The 18,763-nt window shown below is 67.1% G+C and carries 19 protein-coding genes; 14 read left to right on the plus strand and 5 right to left on the minus strand.

Going from position 1 to position 18,763, the window contains the following annotated elements; genetic code table 11:
- Nucleotides 1–50 precede the first annotated feature (50 nt).
- From HF877_RS18180 to HF877_RS18230, 11 genes are all read left to right on the plus strand, one after another.
- Nucleotides 51–860 (plus strand): ABC transporter permease, encoded by an 810-nt coding sequence (locus tag HF877_RS18180; protein ID WP_169622595.1) that lies wholly within the window; start codon nt 51–53, stop codon nt 858–860.
- Entirely contained in the window at nt 860–1,723 is an 864-nt protein-coding gene (locus tag HF877_RS18185) for an ABC transporter permease (RefSeq protein WP_169622596.1), read from the plus strand. Before HF877_RS18180 ends, HF877_RS18185 begins: the two co-directional genes overlap by 1 nt.
- Entirely contained in the window at nt 1,720–3,006 is a 1,287-nt protein-coding gene (locus HF877_RS18190) for an MCE family protein (RefSeq protein ID WP_346765228.1), read from the plus strand. Before HF877_RS18185 ends, HF877_RS18190 begins: the two co-directional genes overlap by 4 nt.
- Nucleotides 3,003–4,025, plus strand: a complete 1,023-nt coding sequence (locus HF877_RS18195) for an MCE family protein (RefSeq protein ID WP_169622597.1) — start codon at nt 3,003–3,005, stop codon at nt 4,023–4,025. The genes HF877_RS18190 and HF877_RS18195 overlap by 4 nt, the downstream gene beginning before the upstream one ends.
- Nucleotides 4,022–5,059 (plus strand): MCE family protein, encoded by a 1,038-nt coding sequence (locus HF877_RS18200; protein WP_169622598.1) that lies wholly within the window; start codon nt 4,022–4,024, stop codon nt 5,057–5,059. Before HF877_RS18195 ends, HF877_RS18200 begins: the two co-directional genes overlap by 4 nt.
- A complete protein-coding gene (locus HF877_RS18205; RefSeq protein WP_169622599.1) occupies nt 5,050–6,171 on the plus strand; it encodes an MCE family protein in 1,122 nt (373 codons plus the stop codon). Before HF877_RS18200 ends, HF877_RS18205 begins: the two co-directional genes overlap by 10 nt.
- Nucleotides 6,168–7,223, plus strand: coding sequence for an MCE family protein (locus HF877_RS18210; protein ID WP_169622600.1), 1,056 nt, complete (start codon nt 6,168–6,170; stop codon nt 7,221–7,223). Before HF877_RS18205 ends, HF877_RS18210 begins: the two co-directional genes overlap by 4 nt.
- On the plus strand, nt 7,220–8,431 hold the full coding sequence (locus HF877_RS18215; RefSeq protein ID WP_169622601.1) for an MlaD family protein: 1,212 nt from the start codon (nt 7,220–7,222) through the stop codon (nt 8,429–8,431). Before HF877_RS18210 ends, HF877_RS18215 begins: the two co-directional genes overlap by 4 nt.
- Before the next feature lies 1 nt (nt 8,432).
- Nucleotides 8,433–9,008 (plus strand): hypothetical protein, encoded by a 576-nt coding sequence (locus tag HF877_RS18220; protein WP_169622602.1) that lies wholly within the window; start codon nt 8,433–8,435, stop codon nt 9,006–9,008.
- Between the two features lie 152 nt (nt 9,009–9,160).
- Entirely contained in the window at nt 9,161–10,060 is a 900-nt protein-coding gene (locus HF877_RS18225; protein ID WP_169622644.1) for an LLM class F420-dependent oxidoreductase, read from the plus strand.
- Between the two features lie 14 nt (nt 10,061–10,074).
- Nucleotides 10,075–10,974 (plus strand): SDR family NAD(P)-dependent oxidoreductase, encoded by a 900-nt coding sequence (locus HF877_RS18230; protein ID WP_169622603.1) that lies wholly within the window; start codon nt 10,075–10,077, stop codon nt 10,972–10,974.
- Here the strand turns inward: HF877_RS18230 and HF877_RS18235 are convergent.
- Together HF877_RS18235 and HF877_RS18240 are read right to left on the minus strand one after the other, a co-directional pair.
- Nucleotides 10,923–12,089 (minus strand): hypothetical protein, encoded by a 1,167-nt coding sequence (locus HF877_RS18235; RefSeq protein ID WP_169622604.1) that lies wholly within the window; start codon nt 12,087–12,089, stop codon nt 10,923–10,925. The two genes, HF877_RS18230 and HF877_RS18235, sit on opposite strands and share 52 nt — an antisense overlap.
- Entirely contained in the window at nt 12,089–13,027 is a 939-nt protein-coding gene (locus HF877_RS18240) for a metal-dependent hydrolase (RefSeq protein ID WP_169622605.1), read from the minus strand. Before HF877_RS18240 ends, HF877_RS18235 begins: the two co-directional genes overlap by 1 nt.
- A gap of 228 nt (nt 13,028–13,255) precedes the next feature.
- On the opposite strand from HF877_RS18240, the gene HF877_RS18245 reads away from it, so the two are divergent.
- Both HF877_RS18245 and HF877_RS18250 read left to right on the plus strand, forming a co-directional pair.
- Nucleotides 13,256–13,888: a TetR/AcrR family transcriptional regulator gene (locus HF877_RS18245; RefSeq protein WP_169622606.1), complete on the plus strand. Its 633-nt coding sequence runs from the start codon at nt 13,256–13,258 to the stop codon at nt 13,886–13,888.
- A gap of 141 nt (nt 13,889–14,029) precedes the next feature.
- Complete coding sequence (locus HF877_RS18250) at nt 14,030–14,875, plus strand: alpha/beta fold hydrolase (RefSeq protein WP_169622607.1); 846 nt, start codon at nt 14,030–14,032, stop codon at nt 14,873–14,875.
- A gap of 24 nt (nt 14,876–14,899) precedes the next feature.
- Here HF877_RS18250 and HF877_RS18255 read toward each other — a convergent pair whose 3' ends face one another.
- The 3 genes from HF877_RS18255 to HF877_RS18265 are packed head-to-tail and all read right to left on the minus strand — an operon-like array spanning nt 14,900 to nt 17,764.
- A complete protein-coding gene (locus HF877_RS18255; protein WP_169622608.1) occupies nt 14,900–15,610 on the minus strand; it encodes a glutamine amidotransferase in 711 nt (236 codons plus the stop codon).
- The gene (locus HF877_RS18260) at nt 15,603–16,856 is read right to left on the minus strand and encodes a Mur ligase family protein (protein ID WP_169622609.1); all 1,254 of its coding nucleotides are present in this window, start codon (nt 16,854–16,856) and stop codon (nt 15,603–15,605) included. The genes HF877_RS18255 and HF877_RS18260 overlap by 8 nt, the downstream gene beginning before the upstream one ends.
- Nucleotides 16,751–17,764, minus strand: coding sequence for an EamA family transporter (locus tag HF877_RS18265; protein WP_169622610.1), 1,014 nt, complete (start codon nt 17,762–17,764; stop codon nt 16,751–16,753). The genes HF877_RS18260 and HF877_RS18265 overlap by 106 nt, the downstream gene beginning before the upstream one ends.
- Nucleotides 17,765–17,836: 72 nt before the next feature.
- Between HF877_RS18265 and HF877_RS18270 the strand changes: the two genes are divergently transcribed.
- Complete coding sequence (locus HF877_RS18270; protein ID WP_169622611.1) at nt 17,837–18,736, plus strand: LysR family transcriptional regulator; 900 nt, start codon at nt 17,837–17,839, stop codon at nt 18,734–18,736.
- Nucleotides 18,737–18,763 lie beyond the last annotated feature (27 nt).

Raw genomic sequence — 18,763 nt, forward strand, 5'->3', positions numbered from 1 at the left:
CCGGTCGCGTTCGGGACCGGGCCGTGGATCAGTGAAAGGAGAGGGGGCACATGACGTTCGAACTGCCCAAACCGAAGGGACCGGCACACGATCTGGCGATCCAGGTCGGTGCGCTCGTCGGCTTCTCTCTCGAAACCCTGGTTGCCACGGCCCGCGTCCTGTTCCGCCGTCGTCTCTCGCTCGGCGAGACCGTTACCCAGGCGCTGTTCATCGCGAAGGTCTGCAGCGGTCCCGCACTACTGCTGATGCTCCCGGTCGGTGTACTGATCGCGGTGTCGGTCGGTTCGCTCGCGGGACAACTCGGCGCCGGCGCCTACTCCGGCGCAATCGTCTCGTTCGTCGTGGTCGGACAGGCCGCCGCGCTGGTGTGCGCTCTCATGCTCGCCGGTGTCGGCGGTTCCGCGATCTGTGCAGACCTGGGGTCGCGCACGATCCGGGAAGAGATCGAGGCGATGGAGGTGATGGGACTCAACGTGGTCGAACGACTGGTGGTGCCTCGACTGCTCGCCTCGGTACTCGTCTCGCTCATGCTCTGTTCCCTCGTCACGCTGGTCGGTGTCACCGCGTGCTACCTGTACGAGATCTATCTCAACGACGGGTCCGGCGGGGCGTTCTTGAGAACCCTCGGCGAATACGGTCGACTGTCGGATTTCGCGACGGCCATGTTCAAGTCCGCGTGCTTCGGCGTCACGTCCGCGCTGATCGCTTCCTTCAAGGGGCTCCACGCCAAGGGCGGACCGAGCGGTGTCGCCGACGCCGTCAACGAAGGTGTGGTGCTGGCGTTCGTCATGGTGTTCGTCGTCAATACCGTTCTGTCCCAGATGTACACCGTGCTCGTTCCCGCGGTGGGCACCTACTGATGATCTCGTACACCACCTTCACCCGTGCGCGCTCGATGACGCATCGCCCGGTCGCCGCGACCGTCGACGGGTTCGCATCGATGGGCCGGCAGGTTGTGTTCGCCGGGAAAGCGGTCGCCGGAATCCCCATTGCCCTGCGGCGGTACTTCCGTCACGTGCTCTACCACATCGGCGATGTCAGTTTCGGATATGCGTCGCTGCTCGCCGGGGGCGGCACGATCGGAATCGTGTTCGCGATGTCCGCGGTGGCCGCGATGATGGTGGGTGTCGAAACGCAGCGAGGACTCGAGCTGATCGGCATGACGTCCCTGTCCGGCATGCTGTCCGCGATCGCCAACACCCGGGAACTCGCCCCCGTCGTCGCCTCCATCGCGCTCGCTGCCAAAGTGGGAACCGGCTTCACCGCACAACTCGGCGCGATGCGTATCTCCGACGAGATCGACGCGCTCGACGCGATGGCCGTCCGGTCGATCCCGTTTCTCGCCAGCACCCGTCTCGTCGCCGCGGCGGTATGCGTCGTACCGATCTACATGGTGGGGTTGCTCGCCTCGTTCGTCGCGACCCGCCTGGTCGTCGTCAACTTCCAGGGCAACTCGGCCGGCACCTACGACTACTACTTCCACCTCGCGCTCTCCCCGGCCGACCTCTGGTATTCGCTGATCAAGGCAGTCGTGTTCGCGATGATCGTGGCGATCGTGCACTGTGCGTACGGCTTCTACGCCTCAGGTGGACCGGAGGGCGTGGGCCGTGCCGCAGGGCGGGCGTTGCGTACGAGCATCCTGGCCATCGGGATCACCGACGTCGTGCTCACCTTCGCCCTGTGGGGTCTCGTGCCCACCATCCCGGGGGTGGGAGTCTCGTGACGTCCGCACGCCTCGTCCCGCGCCCAGTGCCCGCGCCCGCCGCCCCACGCCGGACGAACAAGATGTCGGGTCCGACCCGCCCGGTCCTCGCTCTGATCGGTGTGGTCTCCACCGTGATCCTCGTCGTCGCCGGGGTTTTGCTCGTCGCATCCGGTGCCGGGTCCTTGTCACGGGATCCGCGCATCACCGCCACACTTCCCGCCGACGCCGGACTGATCTTCGGTTCCGCGGGGGTGCAGTACCAGGGTGTGCACGTGGGAAGCCTCACCGGAATCGACGCCGGTGTCACCAGTTCCCGTCTGACGATGCAGATCGACGCGGCGCAGATGTCCGAGATTCCGGCGTCGGTACGGGTGCGCGTCGTGCCGCGCACGCTCTTCGGCGACGTGTTCCTCGAGTTGGTGCCGCCGGAGGAACCCGAGCGCGGACCGCGACTCGAGCCGGGGGCGGAACTGAGCGTCGATACCTCCTCGGAGTCCGTGCAACTGGCGAACCTGTACTACCGGGCCGCCGAGTTGATGGAACAGCTTCGCCCCGAGCAGCTTTCGGTCGCGCTCGACGCCATGAGCCAGGCATTGCAGGGTCGGGGAACAGCCCTGGGGGAGACGATCGACCGCATGGCCACGCTGACAACCGATCTCGGCCCGCTCGTCGATTCGGGTATCGCCGCGGCCCCCCAGCTCGCAACTGTGAACGAAGCGATCTCCGCAGCCACCGACGATGTCGTCGCCATCATGCAGAACGCGTCCGAACTGTCCCAGGTCGTGCTGGACCGGGAGGACGGTATCCGCCGACTGCTGTCCGGGGGCGCGTCACTCGGGCAGGAAGGCGCGGCTGTGCTGTCCGCCAACACCGGCAACATGATCGCGGTGGTCCGGAACGGGGCACCGGTGATGGGCGCGTTCGCAGGCAACACCACAGGCCTCGACGAGACCCTTCGCTACCTGTCCGTCTTCGGTGGTGCCGGCGCCCGGGTGTTCTCGACCGGCCGGTTCAACATCACCGCAGTTCCGGATTTCGCCGACCCGATGCCGTACACAGCAGCGGACTGCCCGAGGTACCCGGGCATGGACGGCGCGAACTGCGGTGATCCGGTCCGGACGCCTGCGCCGAACCCCTCCTCGATTCGGTCCGCATCGGCCGAGCGCGCACCGCTCCGTTACCTCGAGCAGATCGCCGCGGGTATCGCGCCCGACGCGGCGGAGTTCGGTGACGACCCGTCGGCAGCCGCGTCGATGCTGCTCGCGCCGTTCGTTCGTGGAGCGGAGGTGAGCATCCCGTGAGTGCCCTGACCGGACCGATGCTGCGCCTGGGCGCGTTCTGCGTCGTAGGAGTGCTCGCCGCTGTCGTCGTGGGGAACACCCTCGACCAGCCCGTCATCGGATCCACCCGCGAGTACTCCGCCGAGTTCACCGATGTCGAGGGGCTCACTCCCGGCAGCGACGTGACACTCGCCGGAGTCCGTGTCGGCAAGGTCGCGCGTGTGGAGTTCGCACCGCAGGACGACGGAAGCTCGCGTGCGCGAGTGCACTTCGACATCGAATCCGGTCGGCAACTGACGACCGACGTCACCGCGAAAGTCAATTACGGCGACATGATCGGCGTACGTTACGTCGCGTTGCGCCTGCCCGCCGACACGACAGGCGTGGTGCTCGAGGAGAACGCGACCATCCCCCTCGAGCAGACCGCCCCGCCGGTCGATCTCACCGCGCTGGTCAACGGCTTCAAGCCACTGTTCGAGGCGATCGATCCCGCCCGCATCAATTCCCTCGCGGTTTCCGTGGTGGAGGCGTTCCAGGGGCAAGGCGGAACACTCGAATCCCTGCTTCTGCACATTGCCTCGGTCAGCGCGGACGTCGTCGAACAGGAGCAGGTCTTCAACGAGGTGATCGCCAATCTCGAGCAACTCGTCACCGTCGTCGATCGGCGCAACGAGGAGGTCTCGTCCCTGATCTCCGGGATGGCGGTCGTGAGCCAGGCACTCGCCGGTGACGAGGCACAACTCGCGGCACTCGTCGATCGTGGTAGTTCGGCCGTGCGGGCCACTGCTGCACTGATGTCCGGCGCCGTCACCCCGCTCGATACCGCGGTGACGGATCTGCGGGTGATGACCGACGCGTGGATTCCGCAGACCGACAACTTCGACGAGGCGATGGCGGGGCTGCCCGCGCTCGCCGGCAGCCTCAATCGGATCGGCGACTACGGCGGCTGGCTCAACCTCTACATGTGCAACTTCACGGTCCTGTCGGGAGACTTCGAGACGAACCTTCTCGGCACCGCCTACTCGGAGGTGTGCCGATGAGCGCGACACGCGAGACGCGGGACGCGATCGCGGCGATCTTCTCCGGACGGCACGACCGGAATGCGAATCCGATCCTTCTCGGTGTGATCGGCATGGTCGTCGTCGCGGTCGTGATGGTCGGTGCACTGGCGCTTCCGCAGTTGACGTATCTGGTCAGGACACAGTCGTATACCGCCGAATTCGCCAACGCGGCGGGGCTCGCTCCCAACGACCCGGTCTACGTCTCCGGTGTCCCGGCGGGCCGCGTCGAGGGCCTGGAGATGGCAGGCGACCACATACTGGTCGACTTCCGGATCGACCGGAAACAGGATCTCGGCGACCGCACCACGGCGGAGATCAAACTCAAGACCATCCTGGGTAAGCGCTATCTCTCGGTGACACCCGCGGGTGCCGGCGAACTCACCGGCGGCCGTGTTCCGTTGTCCCGCACCGCGGTGCCCTACAGCCTCGACGAATTGACCACGGACGCACAGGCTGTGAGCGAAGGACTCGATATCGAATCCATCGAAACGATGATGCAGACGCTGACCGACGCCATGCCCTCCGACTCCCGGCACATCACCGACGCACTGGCAGGCGTCGAAGCGACGTCGCAGATGATCGTGCGCAACGATGCGCGGATCACGTCGTTGCTGCGTTCCGCGAAGTCGCTCACCTCGGTGGTCGCCACGCAGAGCGAGGACGTCTCGGTTCTGGTCCGCAATGCCACGACGGTGGTGGACATCCTCGCCGCGCGCAAGGAGGCCCTGGTCCGTCTCGTCGAGGATCTGCGCGGCCTCGCCGCCACCACGGCAGCGTTCCTCACCGACAACTCGTCCGAGGTCGACGCGCTGCTCGTGAATCTGGAATCCGTCACCGCGACGCTCGAGGCCAACGCCGCGAATATCGACCGGATTCTCGCGACGCTGCCCGCGGGCCTCCGCGCCGCGACCGATGCGTCCGGCAACGGGAACTGGGTCGACGTGCACGCCCCTGCCGGACCGATTCCCGACAACGCGTTGTGCGCCGTCGGCGTGATGGAGGGGTGCAATTGAACGGGACGGGAAGAAGGTGGCTGACACGCGTTATCGCGATCGCGGCCGTCCTGGGTCTGTGCGCGGCCGGTGCCTGGTACGTCGTAGGACCCGACCGCACCAGAACCGTGGTCGCACAGTTCGCGTCGGTGAACGGCATCTATCCGGGGAGCAAGGTGGCCGTTCTCGGCCTGCCCCTCGGCACGGTCGAAGAGGTGCGGCCGGCGGGGCGCGTCGTCGAGGTCACGATGACGGTCCCGACCGACGTCACTCTTCCTGCCGACGTGTCGGCTTTCGTCATGAACCCGGCGGTGATCAGCGACCGCTTCATCGAACTGGGGCCGGCGTATCAGGACGGCCCCACCCTGCAGGACGGCGACGTCATCCCAGTCGAACGCAGTCACGCCCCGATCAACTGGGACGAGTTGCTCGAAAGCGTCGACATGCTCGCCGGTGCGCTCGGCCCCGAGGGAGGCGAACTCGGCCGGACCCTCGAGGTCGCGGCGGACGCGACCGCCGGAACGGGCGAGGACATGAACCGCGCGATCGTCGCCTTGAGCCAGGCCACCTCGGTCGTCGGCGCCAAATCCGAAGACATCGGCGGGGTGATCGACGACCTCGCGGTCGCGCTCGGGGCAGTCCGTTCGAAGGAGGGAGATCTCGCCACCCTGGTCGAGGGGATGGGCGAACTGGGCGAGGAATTGCAGCGCGCGGATCTCGACGTCGGAACCCCGGTCGATCAACTCACCGTCGTGCTCGACCGACTCGACGTCCTGCTCGCCGACCGCGGCGGCGACATCGAACAGATCATGTCGAGTGCGCAGACGCTCACCGACACATTTGCGCTCCACGAGGTCGGGCTCGCCGAGATCTTCGACGTACTGCCTCTGACCATGCAGAACATCGACAACGCCATCGGACCCGACGGCCGGGCACGTATCCGGCTCAACATCTCCACGCAGATCGGCCAGTTCCCGCGCGCACAGGAACTCTGTGCGCAGGAACCGTTACCGCTGTGCACCGGCGCGGGATTCACCAACCCCATCACCGTGCCGTTCGATCTCTCCGACCCCTACGAAGATCTCGTACCCGAAGCACTCGACCGTGCCCTGAACGAAGGCGGCACCCGATGATCGGGCGTCTCCGCGTGGCCGGGGCACTGGCGTCGATCACGGTGCTGTCCGGGTGCGGTCTCAGCCTGCACGAACTCCCGCTCGGCCGGACCGCAGCCGGCGAGACGTACACGGTGACGGCGGTCTTCGAGAGCGCCGACCGGATCGACCCGGGAGCGGAGGTGCGTGCCGGGCAGGCCGTCGTGGGCCGTGTCCACACGCTGCGGACGGACGGCACACGCGCGTACCTGGATCTCAGCATGTCGGCGTCTGCCGAGCTCCCGTCGAATATCGGCGCGTCCGTGCGACTTCCGTCCGCGCTGGGCAGCCCTTTCGTGCAGATCGACATGCCGGAGGACCCGTCACCCGAGCCGCTGTCCGACGGCGACACGATCGAGCGGACGGAGGTGGGTCCGGACATCGAGGCAACCTTCGCGATGCTCGGTCAGGTGGTCAACGGCAGCGGGCTCGACCAGCTCCGCACCATCACCACGGAACTCGATGCCGCGTTCGGCAACCGCGGGGAGAAGATCCGCGACATGCTCACCCGCCTGGACTCCACGATGGCGCTGGCCGATGAGAACAGCGTGCACTTCGAGCGCACTCTCGTCGCGGTGGAGTCGGTGTCCGGGCGTCTTGCGCAGCAACAGGAATTGCTCGACCGCAGTATCGACGACAGCTCGCGCATGGTCACCTTGCTCGCCGAGCAGCAGCAGGATCTGACGACGCTCGTGTCGAGTACCGCGGCGGTGTCCGCGTCGGTCGATGCGGTGATGCAGGACTCCGGCACGATCGGGGGAGCGGTCTCCGACCTCGCCGACATCACTTCGGGTATCAAGGATTTCAACAACACCGTGGAGGCGGCGCTCGTCAACATGACGGGGTTCATGGACGGCTTCCGCCGCGCGACACCCGGCGACTACTTGATCTTCAACGGCGCCTTCGACATTCCCGCAGCCATCGACCTGCTCGTGACCGGAGGGGTACCGCTCGACGGCGGGCCGGCGGTGCCGTTGCCGCAGGCGGACATCGCGACGGGATTGCAGGACCTGCTCCGAGGCGGTATCCGGTGAACCGCTCGGTGAAAGTGCAGGTCACCTTGTTCGTGATCGTCGGCCTCCTCGCGACGGTCTTCGGTGTCCGGTACGTGCTGGGACCGCAGAGTCTCGGCGGGGCGATCGACATCCGGGCACACCTGTCCGACGCGCGGGGGATCGGTCCGGGCACATCCGTGACGTACCGGGGTGTCGCTGTGGGGGAAATCGACTCCATCGAGGTCGCACCGGGCGGACGCGGGTCAGACGCGGTGCTCTCCCTGGACCCGGGGACGCAGATTCCGGTCGGCAGTACTGCGCGGGTGGTCACCGCAACAGCGATCGGCATTCTCACTCTTGACATCGAACCCGAGACGGACGAGGGCCCGTACCTCGTTGCCGGCGACGAAATCCTCGTACCGGTCGAGGAACAGAGTCTTCGGCTGGACCAGATGCTGATCCGGATGACGTCGCTGATCGAGAGTCTGGACGCAGACTCTCTGATCACCCTCGGCGCGACCTGGGGAACCGCCCTCGAAGGGACGGGTCCCGAACTGCAGGCGTTGCTCGAGAACGCCGACGCGTTGTCGCGGATGGTGGAAGAACGGGCGCCGGCCCTCGCGACGCTGCTCGACGAGGGACTCGGTCTCGTCGACGCGCTGGCCGCCAACTCCGAGTCGTTCCCCGGCACGGTCGGGGCGGTGCGCGACGTATCCGACCAACTGGTGGGCAGCAAGGACTCGCTCGTGTATCTGCTCGATCGCTCGCCGGAGGCCCTGTCCCGCGTCGAAGCGCTGTTCGCGGCGATCGAGGACAATTTCGGTGTCCTGCTCACCAACCTGGTGACGGTCGGTGAGGTGCTGGGACCACGGACCCCGGCGTTGGCGGCCGGACTCGTGTCGATTCCGGCGGCTTTGAAGGATCTCGACCGGGTTGTCGTGGGTGACCGGGGCAACTTCTCGCTCGTGGCCACGCAGGGGCCGGTGTGTTACTACGACACCCCGCGCCGCACCATCCCGGACTACGGCCCCCGGCAGCCGAACCTTTCGCTCTACTGCCCTCCGGGCGAAGGCCATGCTCAGCGCGGCGCGCGGGTGGCCCCGAGACCGAACGACCTCGGCTTGCAGAACCAAACCACGCCGGGTGCGGTGACCGGCCCGGACATCGCCGACGACCCGCTCCTCATTCCGACCGGGGTGGAAGCACTCAACTACTGGCAGCAGCTGTTGGAAGGATTGGGCAACTGAGATGACGCAACCTGCCGAAACGTCGGAAGGCACGACCGCGACGGACGTCGACGCGGGAGACGACACCCCGGCGCTGTCGCCGGACGCGCGGGGCGCATTCCGGAGGGGCGGGCCCGCACGATGGGCGGTAGTCGCGTTGATCGTTGCGCTTCTCGCCGCCGCGGCATTCCTCGGGTTCCGGTGGTGGCAGGCGGAGGAAGTTGCCGCGCTGCGCGCCGAAGCCGTGACGAAGGCGCGGGAGTACGCGGTCATGCTGGGCACGTACGACTACCGCACCTTCGACGAGTCGCTGGCTGCGGTCACCGCGAATTCCACCGCCGAGTTCGCGGCGAAGTACGAAGGTGTGGCGGGCGATCTGCGTGGACTGGTCGAGAACGGGCAGGGCACGTCCGTCGCCCGCGCCGACCACGCCGGACTCGAGAGCTTCGACGGTGAGACCGCCACGGTGCTCGTCTTCCTCGACCAGGACGTCACGAATGCGGTGGTGCCAGACGGCCGCACCGACGCGACCCGGTTTATCGTCACGGTCGAGCGCGTCGACGATCGGTGGCTGCTCGACGGCGCCGACGCCGCGTAACCGGATCCTTCCACCGCTCCGAAGCCTCGCCGTTGCATCCTGAGACAATCTGACTATCTTTTGAAGATAGGAAAGTTCTCACAAACCAGAATCCCGTTTACGCGCGGGTGGAGCAACGGCAGACGGCTCGCCGGAAAGGCGCACAGGTGACAATGCGGTTCATCTTCCACTACCCCGAGATCAACGGCCCCGAGGGCGATGTACTCGACCCCGGGCCCGTCCGCGAGGTCGCGGTGGCTGCCGAGCGTGCCGGATTCGACGCATTCTCCTTCAGTGAGCATCCCGCTCCGGGCGCGCGCTGGCTCTCCGCCGGTGGGCATCAGACTCTCGACCCGTTCGTTGCTCTCGGTTATGTGGCCGGCGCGACCGAGCGTCTCCGTCTGCTCACCTACCTCGCGGTGGCGCCGTACCGGAACCCGTTCCTGCTCGCCAAGGCAGCGGCATCGCTCGACAAGATCTCCGGGGGGCGCTTCATGCTCGGAATCGGCACGGGCTACCAGAAGAGCGAGTTCCATGCGCTCGGCGTCGACTTCGACGAACGCAACGCACTGTTCGACGAGGCGCTCGACGTCCTTCCGCTGCACTGGAGTGGTGAACCCTTCAGCTACGACGGCCGTCACTTCAGTGCGCACAACATCGTGGCGAGGCCACGCCCGGTGCAGAATCCGATCCCGATCTGGATCGGGGGCAACTCGGCACTGACTCGCCGTCGCGTCGCGCAGCGAGCGCAGGGGTGGATGCCGATGTCCGGTGGCGCCCAGCTCAGTGCGACCGCGCGCACGCAGGAACTCGGCCCCCTCGATCAGCTTGCGGGCCAGATCACCGACGTGCGCGAGGCGGCGGTCGCCGCGGGCCGCACCGACCACATCGACGTCGTCTATTCGTACAGCGGTGAGATCGGTTCGGCGGACGTCCACCCCGACCGGCACCGCGAGGTCTTCGCAGATCTCGAGAAGGCCGGTGTGGACTGGGTGACCGTCTCCTGCCCCATCGAGGGACTGTCGGCCACCGTCGACTTCCTCGAATCCTTCGGCACCACGTACCTGTCGTGAAAGGTCCCGCAGCCGTGCAGAACACCACCGCGAACGCCTCGCCCGGAGGATGGTTCGAGGAGCGGGCCCGACTTGCCGGCACCGTCGCCGTGATCACCGGAGGGGCAGGCGGTCTCGGTGAGGCGATCGTCCGGGACCTCGCCGCCAACGGCGTGCGTCCCGCCGTCCTCGACATCGACCGTGCCGCAGTCGATGCACTGGATTCGTCGCTGCGGGAGGCGGGCGTCGACGCCGTCGTCCGGCACGGCGACGTCCGGGATCCGGAGACGCTCGAGGCCTTGTTCGACGCGGCCGACGAGCGATGGGGGAGACTCGACACCCTCGTGAACATCGTCGGTGGCACGTTCCGGTCACCGTTCGTCGATACGACCCCGAAGGGGTGGGACGCGCTCGTCCGCACCAACCTCTCGCATGTGTTCCACGCGTGTTCCCTGGCGGTGCCCCGTATGCAGCGTGGTGGCCGCGGGGGAAGCATCGTCAACCTCACCACCATCGAAGCGCACCGTGCCGCACCCGGATTCGCCGTCTATTCGGCGGCGAAGGCTGCCGTGGAGCAGTTCGCCCGCACCCTTGCCGTCGAGGTGGCGCCTGACGGCATCCGGGTGAACAACGTGGCCCCGGACTTCGTTCCGACGCCCAACCTCGACAAGCTGGCCGTGGGCGAGCACGCGCTGGCGGATCCACGCAGCGCGGCTGTCGCGATCCCGATGGGGCGGGTCGGTCACGTCCACGACGTGTCCCATTGCGTCGTGTTCCTCGCGTCGGGTCTGTCGTCGTTCGTCACCGGGACCACGCTCCACCCCGACGGCGGCACACTCGCGTCGTCGGGGTGGTTCAACTGGCCTGGGACGGGCTGGGCCAACTATGCGCCGGAGAGTGTTCTCGCGCGAGCGTCGTCGACGCTCGACGAGTAGCTGCGTGGGATCGTGAAGGTCGCTGCCACAACGAGTATCGCCGCCACGAAGCACGCCGCCGTGTACCAGAGGCTGCCGACGGGATCGCCGTCGGCGGTCACGCCGTCGGTGGCCGCGAAGTAGTCGGGCAGCGCACTTGCCCACAACACCGCCATCACCAGCAGGTACACGATGCTGAAATACCTGACGAAGTCGTTGGAATACGCCGGTGTCGCCGGTGAACCGGTCGTGCCCTGCACGGTGCGCAACCGGCGCCACTGGCGTGTGAGCACATAGATCGCCACGGCGGAGACGAGGACGAGTTCGGCGGCGTAGATGGTCGCGCGGACCGTCGTGCTGCCCATCCCGATGACGGTCGCGGGTGCCGGGAGGATCACCGTTCCCAGAGCGGCCAGAAGCCCGACGACCACTGTCCGCCAGACCAGTTCGAGACCTCCGAAGGTGCGGCCCGCGTCGGCGTGGCGGCCGACGAAGTACTGGACGCAGAACGCCAGGGACATCGGCCACAGGGCGGCGAAGACGACCACGCTCGGCAGCGGAACCGACTCGAAGAACGGCTGGTTGACCGGATTGTCGAGCGACCACTCCCACCACCGCAACTGGGGGCCGAGATGATCGAAGATCTCGTAGAAAGCGTGGTGGACGAAACCGACGCAGGCGGCGCCGACGAGGGTGCCGTACTGCCGGAACACGCCGAGCATCCGGACGATCTCGAACGCGATCGTCGCCATCAGCGGGTAGATCGCGATGATGTACAGGGGCAGACGCCCCCACATGAATTCGACCGTGAACACGTTGTGCGCGAACATCGTGTCCACGTATTCCTCGACGCCGAAGGCGTCGGGGAAGTACAACAGCGGTTCGATGATGAACAGGAACGCGAGCGTTCCGAGCCACACGACCAGATTGGTGGGATCACCGGTGCGGCGGAGCCGGACGATCGCGTAGATCAGCGCCAGGAGCGCACCGATCACGATCGTCGCTTCGAGCACCGGAAGGGTCCAGTTCTCCAGGGCGAACGGGCTACGCAGTTCGAAGAGCCCGCCGGCTTCGGCACACGAGAACCCCAGCCGCGTTGCGAGATCCTCGAACGTGGGGGAACAGAGATCCGACATCACTCGGCCTCCCGCGCGGACACGGTCTCGGCGGTGTACCAGTGCGAGACGTCGTAGCCGGCGTCGAACCGTTCGAACCAGACATCGGCGAGCGCGGGAAGCTTCTCGTGATCGGGATTGTGCTTGGGCAGCTGGCTGCGCACGACACCCGCAAGTGCGACGAGTTGCTCGCGCAAGGGAAGCACGTCGAACGCCCGCGGCATCGGCCCGTGGTCCTCGGCGTCGAGGAACGGCAGGCGTTTGCGCAGGATCTGCTTACGCCGGTACGACGCGAACATCGACATGGCGTCGATCTTCCGGTCCTCGATCGGGACATGCTTGTTGAAGCCGTCGCACGCGATGGCGATGACGTCGAGCACGTGCTTGAACACCGAAGGTGCCATGCGCATCCGGTAGAGGTCGCTGCCGACGACCGCATCGAAGATGATGAGCGCGGAGCTGCGGTGCTCGACCTCTTCCACGAAATGCCAGATGAACAGCGATGCGACACGGTCGTCGCCGGGCCGGAACAGGTGCGAGTCGTTGTCGAGCATCAGCTTGAAGACCGGAGTGAAGGTCGCTTCCAGATCCGCCGTGTAGGCGAGGCGGTACTCGAGGGATTTCTCCGCCGTGAGCCGGTCGAACGCAGCGACGACCTCGTCGAGCGTTTCCTGCAGACCCGGGTACCGCTTGATCAGCCCTTTGACGTGTTGCCGGTGGGCGGTGGAGTGCTGGCCTTCCTGGTACATGAAGGCATTGGCTTCCTCGACCACCTTCGGGTCGGCGATCCGGTGCACGACCTCCTGGACCATGTTCACGATCATCTTCTCGAAGCCGATCGCGAGGAACGACACCGCGTTGGCCATGCTCGAGAAGGCCGGGTTCTCCTCGTTCCACAGGAATGGCACGTCGTAGTCCGCGAATGCGAAGCGCATCTTCCGGACCTGCAGGTTCGTCATCGTGGCGCTACCTCGTCTCATGCCGGCCCTGGGAGGCCGGGCGGGTGGGGCCCCGGGTGACGAGGCCTCGGTTCGGCGTGACCATACATCAGTGCGCTCATTTGTATGATAGGAATCCCGGCGCCGATGCGGAAGGCCCCGCGACGCGCAGACGGGCCCGGTGTGCGGACGTGCGCCGTGTTACCGTCGGGTTCTTGTTGCAGGTCGTGGTACCCGAGGAAGCAGATTGTGGCGCGGAGACGTGGGTGGGGCGGGCGTCCTCCCGTCGACGACGAGGAGGCCACGCAGCGGATAGTCGCGGCGGCGGTCGAGCTGATCGCGCAGTCCGGAGCCGAAATCAGCATCGCCGACGTGGCTCAGTCGCTGGGGGTCATCCGCCAGACGGTGTACCGGTACTTTCCCGGCGCCGACGCGCTGATGCGCGCGGCGGCGATCGCGTCGGTCGAAGGATTCCTGGATCGGCTGGCCGACGAAGTGAGCGGCATCGGTGATCCGGCGGAGGCGATGGTCGCGGGGGTCGTGTTCACGCTCGCGGAAGTCCGCCGCACCCCGCACCTGGGCATTCTGCTGTCGAGTACGTATTCGGATCCGCATCCGGAAGTGATCGCGTCGGGTGAGGCGCGCGCCTTCGGCATGACCATGATCCGGCGGTTCGACGTCGACTGGGAGAGCTACGGTTACGACGACGAGTCGCTCGGCGAACTGGTCGAATTCGTCCTGCGGACGATGCAGTCGTTCTTCGTCTCCCCGGGGGATCCTCCGCGCAGCGACGACGAACTGCGCCGATATCTGCGCCGGTGGATGGGTACCGCGATCCTCGCGCAAAAAGCTCCTGGGGTTGCACCCGTCGATGTGACCTAGGTAACATCGGTCTTGCGAATCGAGCCGGAGACGTCCGCGGACGACAGAGAAGTGCTCGTGAAGCAGAGATCCGGCCCGGTACACGCGAGAGCGGAACCGGGCCGAACCCCTGTCGGGGGGCCTGCGACGAAAGGGAACAGGGTGGGGGAACGCATCACGACCGTCGTCCACAACGGATTGACGTTCGACATCCGGGACGACGGACCGATCGACGGCGAACGTGTCGTACTGCTTCACGGGTTCCCGCAGGATTCACGATCGTGGGACGGCGTGGCCGCGTGGCTGCACGAGGCCGGATACCGCACCTTCGCGCCGGACCAGCGCGGGTATTCACCGGGCGCGCGTCCGGCCCGTCGCCGCGACTACCGGATTCCCCTGCTCGTCGGGGACGCCGTCGCGATCATCGAGCAGGTCGGCGACGGGTCGCCCGTCCACCTCGTCGGGCACGACTGGGGTGCGATAGTCGCGTGGGGAGTAGCTGCCCAGCACCCGGACCTCGTGCGGTCCCTCACCGCGGTGTCGGTGCCCCACCCCGCGGCGTTCCTTCGCGCGTTCGCCACGAGCACCCAGTTGTTCAAGTCCTGGTACATGCTCGCGTTCCAGATGCCGTGGGTCCCGGAACTCCTGCTGAGCAACGAGTCGGTCGGACGCTTCGTTCTGAGCCGGTCGGGCCAGCCCGACGCTGCGGTGACGCGCGACGCGGCCCGTCTTGCCGACCGATCCGCGGTGCGCGGTGGGGTGAACTGGTACCGGGCGATGCCGTGGAGCGACCCCAAAGCGACGCTCGAGTCCGTCACGGTGCCCACGCTCATGGTGTGGAGCGACGGTGACGTCGCCGTCGGGCCCGCCGGGGTCGAGGCCACGCCGCGCTATGTCTCCGGTCCGTACCGCTCGGCGACGCTCGCCGGCGTCAGCCATTGGATACCGGACGAAGTCCCCGACGAACTCGCGCGCCTGGTCGTCGAGCACGCCTCCGCCCACAGCTGACGGAGACGCTCTCTCGACGGAGTCCTAGGCGCGCAGGCGCTCGCGTCGCAGCAGGTCGACTTCCGGAAGATCGAGCGGCGGAAGTGAATTCACGCCGAGTGCCTGCGCGATCAGGTGGTCGGCGAGTTCGGGATTGCGCGCCAGCACCGGTCCGTGCAGATAGGTGCCGATCACCGAACCCTGGACTGCTCCTTCGAATCCGTCGCCGACACCGTTGCCGACGCCGCGGGACACGCGTCCCAGACCTGTCGCACTCGACCCGAGAGTTGTTCCGCCTCGGTGGTTCTCGAAGCCGGTCAGCGGCTGCGTGAGACCGCCGACGACGGGCTGTGTGACGATCTCCCCGATCGAACGGACCTCTTGCGGCGAGGTTGTCACGTCGAGGAGGCCGACACCGTCGACGCGTTCTCCCGACGAGGTCTCGTACCAGTGGCCGAGCACCTGGATGGCGGCGCAGATCGCGAGCACGGGTGCACCGCGCCCGGCGGCCTGCTGCAGACCCGGATAACGCTGGAGATGCCGCGTGGCGAGTCGCTGCGCGGCATCTTCGGCTCCGCCGAGTGTGTACATGTCGAGCGACTCGGGCACCGGGTCGCTCAAACCGATCTCGATGACTTCGGCGTCATAGCCGCGCATGCGCAGGCGCTGCCGCAGCACGAGGGCGTTTCCGCCGTCGCCGTAGGTGCCCATGACGTCGGGCAGCACCAGCCCGATCCGAACGGTCGAGTCAGACATTGGCCGTCCTCCTGGAGATTTCGGTGTTGAGATCCCGGAACGCGGTGTAGTTGGCGAGCACCTCCACCCGCCCGGGCGGGCAGGAGGCGATGGCTTTCAGCGGGTCCGGAACGAGAGTGTGGTCGACGCCCGCGTAGGTGAGGCGCACCGCAAGGTCGGTGCCGCGCTCGCCCGCCGCGACCACCTGTACTCCCTCGAAGTGTTCGAAGCGCACATCCCACAGCCAGGACAGGTCTTCGCCGTCGGGCACCTGACCGTTGACGGCGATGACGAGTCCGTCGACGGTCGGATCGATCATCGACAGCGCTTCCTGCCAGCCCGCCGGGTTCTTGGCGAGCAGCATGTGGACGGAATGCGGGCCGACCTGGACGGTCTTGTACCGGCCCGCGACCTCGTCGACAACTGCTGCTGCGGCGACCGCGTCGGCAGGGTCGGCGCCCAACGCGACCGCGGCCGCGACCGCCTGGGCGGCGTTTCCGCGGTTGGCTTTGCCGGGCAGTGTCAGCTTCAACGGCAGCACAAGACCGTCGGGCCCGTACAAGTTGTCGTCGTCGACCCACCAATCAGGTTGGGGCCGAGCGAAATCGGATCCCGTGCTGTACCAGTGGACGCCCTCGCGGGCGATGGGTTCCCCGGTGCGGGGGCAGCTCACCGAATCGTTCGCCCATCCTGCGCCGGCGGCCACCCACACGACGTTGGGGTTGTCGTATGCGGCCGACGTGACGAGCACATCGTCGCAGTTGGCGATGATCACGGCCTCGGGGTGCCGCTGAAGACCCGCGCGTAGCTTGCGCTCGATCATGTTGATCTCGCCCACGCGGTCGAGCTGATCGCGGCTGAGATTGAGCAGGACTATCGCTTCGGGGGCGAGGGCGTCGGCCACGTGCGGGGTGTGAAGCTCGTCGACCTCGATCGCGGCGAGAGGCGCGCCGAGATCGGAGGCGAGGGCCGCCACGATGCCCGCGTCCATATTCGCGCCGTCCGCCTGCGTGACGGTCTTGTCGATCGTCTCCAGGGCGGCGGCGGTCATCCGCGTCGTGGTCGACTTGCCGTTGGTGCCGGTGACGAGCACCGTGCGGCGCCCGTGACCGACCTGCTTCATCAGCGTCGGCTCGATCTTCAGGGCGATGAGCCCGCCGATCATCGACCCCTTGCCGCGTCCGGCCTTCTGGGACGCCCAGGCGGCAGCTTTCGCGGCGCGCAGGGCGAACCGGCCGCGCGCGGTGATTTCAGTGCTAGTTCCCACGTCGGCGAGTGTTCCACAGGCCCGGGAGCGGCGCTCCGCCGACTCGGTGCCACCTGGGCAGCCAGTGCCCCTGCGATGACGACGGCACCTCCGAGCAGGGTCAGGAGAGCCGGCTCCTCACCCAACGCGAGTCCCGCTGCCGCGAATCCCACGATCGGCACCATCAGCGAGAGCGGAGCGACGGTGCTCGCCGGATAACGCGACATCAGCGCTACATAGATGCCGTTACCGACGATCGTGGCGAGCAGGACGATGTAGGTCAGACCGGCAAGCGCGAGCGCTCCGTCGGCCGTCGTGAACGCGGTGCCGAGGGTGGCCCACGCCGACGGACCCTCGACGACCCACGACACGGCGAGCAACGGAAGGACCGGGACGACGCACATCCACAGCATCAGGCGCATCGGTTCGCGCGAGGCGGCCTTGCGCGTCGCAATGTTGCCGATCGCCCACGACAGCCCGGCGAGCAACGCGAGCATCATCGGGACCAGGCTCGCGTCGGCGGCGCCGTGTGCGAATGCGACCACCACCATCCCGGCGACGGCGGTGAGTACGCCGGCGATCCGAATGCCGCCGAGCCGCTCGCGCAACAGCACTGCACCCAGCACGACCGTCAGCGGCGCCGAGGCTTGGAGAACCAGCGAAGCCAGGCCGGTGGGCAATCCGGATTCCATGGCCCAGAACAGGAATGCGAATTGTCCGAACCCGAAACCGGCACCGTAGAGCACGAGCCACCGCAGAGGCACCACGGGTCGCGGTACGAACAGCACCACGGGAATCGCGATCACGGCGAAGCGGAGTGCTCCGAAGAAGAACGGTGGGAAATGGTCGAGCCCGACCCGGATGGCAAGAAAATTGCAGCCCCAGAGAACGACCACGGTGAGAGCGAGAAGGCGGTCGCGGGGAGTCATACGGATATTGTTCGCAGGAAGAAACGTCCAGGACAATCGAATCTTTCCGAACGCTACATTTAGAATTTCTTCATGGATGTCGCGAGATTGAGGATCCTGCGCGAACTCGCAGACCGTGAGACCGTCGCCGCCACCGCAACGGCACTGTCGATGACACCGTCTGCCGTGTCGCAGCAGCTCAAGATCCTCGCGCGCGAAGCGGGCGTGCCACTGCTCGAACCCGACGGCCGGCGCCTGCGATTCACCGACGCGGGCAGGGCTCTCGTGCTGCGCGCCGACGAGGTCGTCGACGCGCTCGATCGGGCCGATGCAGAAATGGCGGCCTACCGGCAGTCGCCGACCGGCCGGGTCCGCGTGGCGGTGTTCCCGTCGGGAGCCGCGTTGCTGCTCCCTGCCGTCCTCGCGTCGGCAACCGCGCTCGGTGTCGAACTCGACGTCAGCGACGAGGACGCGCCCGCGTCCGCAGTGCCGGGGCTCCTCGCCGACTACGACGTGGTACTCACCCACCGCGACGAGCGCGGCGCGCCGCTCACCGCGCCGCGGGTGGTCGTCGATGCGCTCATGCGGGAGCCGATCGATATCGTGCTCGCACCCGGACACCGCCTGGCGGCACGTTCCGAGGTGCGACTCGACGACCTCGCCGGGGAGAGCTGGATCAGCGTGCGGGGCGGTTTTCCGGTCGACGACGTCCTACTGTCCGTCGCGGCCGTCACGGGGATACGGCCACGGGTCATACACCGCATCAACGACTTCCGCGTGATCGAGGAATTGGTTGTCGCGGGTCGTGGTGTGGCTCTCCTGCCACGGTATTCGATCCTGAATCCACGGCTGGAGCGGCGTCCGCTGGCCGGGGTTCGCGCGGGACGGATCTACGACCTGGTGACCCGGCCGGGTGCGGAACGGCGACCCGCCGTCGCTGCGGTGATGGAGAGCTTTCGTGCCGCAGCGGCGGCGGTACTCGGATCGCAGTGAACCGGCATCGTTTTCGAACGGAAGCGA

The organism is Rhodococcus sp. BL-253-APC-6A1W (assembly GCF_012843405.1).
GTDB lineage: Bacteria > Actinomycetota > Actinomycetes > Mycobacteriales > Mycobacteriaceae > Rhodococcus.

What these genes read in the sequence shown, in the direction of transcription:
- HF877_RS18200 (WP_169622598.1), top strand. Translation starts at nt 4,022, where the DNA reads ATGAGCGCGACACGCGAGACGCGGGACGCGATCGCGGCGATCTTCTCC.
- HF877_RS18255 (WP_169622608.1), bottom strand. Translation starts at nt 15,610, where the DNA reads ATGTCTGACTCGACCGTTCGGATCGGGCTGGTGCTGCCCGACGTCATG.
- HF877_RS18240 (WP_169622605.1), bottom strand. Translation starts at nt 13,027, where the DNA reads ATGACGAACCTGCAGGTCCGGAAGATGCGCTTCGCATTCGCGGACTAC.
- HF877_RS18210 (WP_169622600.1), top strand. Translation starts at nt 6,168, where the DNA reads ATGATCGGGCGTCTCCGCGTGGCCGGGGCACTGGCGTCGATCACGGTG.
- HF877_RS18235 (WP_169622604.1), bottom strand. Translation starts at nt 12,089, where the DNA reads ATGTCGGATCTCTGTTCCCCCACGTTCGAGGATCTCGCAACGCGGCTG.
- HF877_RS18265 (WP_169622610.1), bottom strand. Translation starts at nt 17,764, where the DNA reads ATGACTCCCCGCGACCGCCTTCTCGCTCTCACCGTGGTCGTTCTCTGG.
- HF877_RS18225 (WP_169622644.1), top strand. Translation starts at nt 9,161, where the DNA reads ATGCGGTTCATCTTCCACTACCCCGAGATCAACGGCCCCGAGGGCGAT.
- HF877_RS18180 (WP_169622595.1), top strand. Translation starts at nt 51, where the DNA reads ATGACGTTCGAACTGCCCAAACCGAAGGGACCGGCACACGATCTGGCG.
- HF877_RS18270 (WP_169622611.1), top strand. Translation starts at nt 17,837, where the DNA reads ATGGATGTCGCGAGATTGAGGATCCTGCGCGAACTCGCAGACCGTGAG.
- HF877_RS18185 (WP_169622596.1), top strand. Translation starts at nt 860, where the DNA reads ATGATCTCGTACACCACCTTCACCCGTGCGCGCTCGATGACGCATCGC.
- HF877_RS18220 (WP_169622602.1), top strand. Translation starts at nt 8,433, where the DNA reads ATGACGCAACCTGCCGAAACGTCGGAAGGCACGACCGCGACGGACGTC.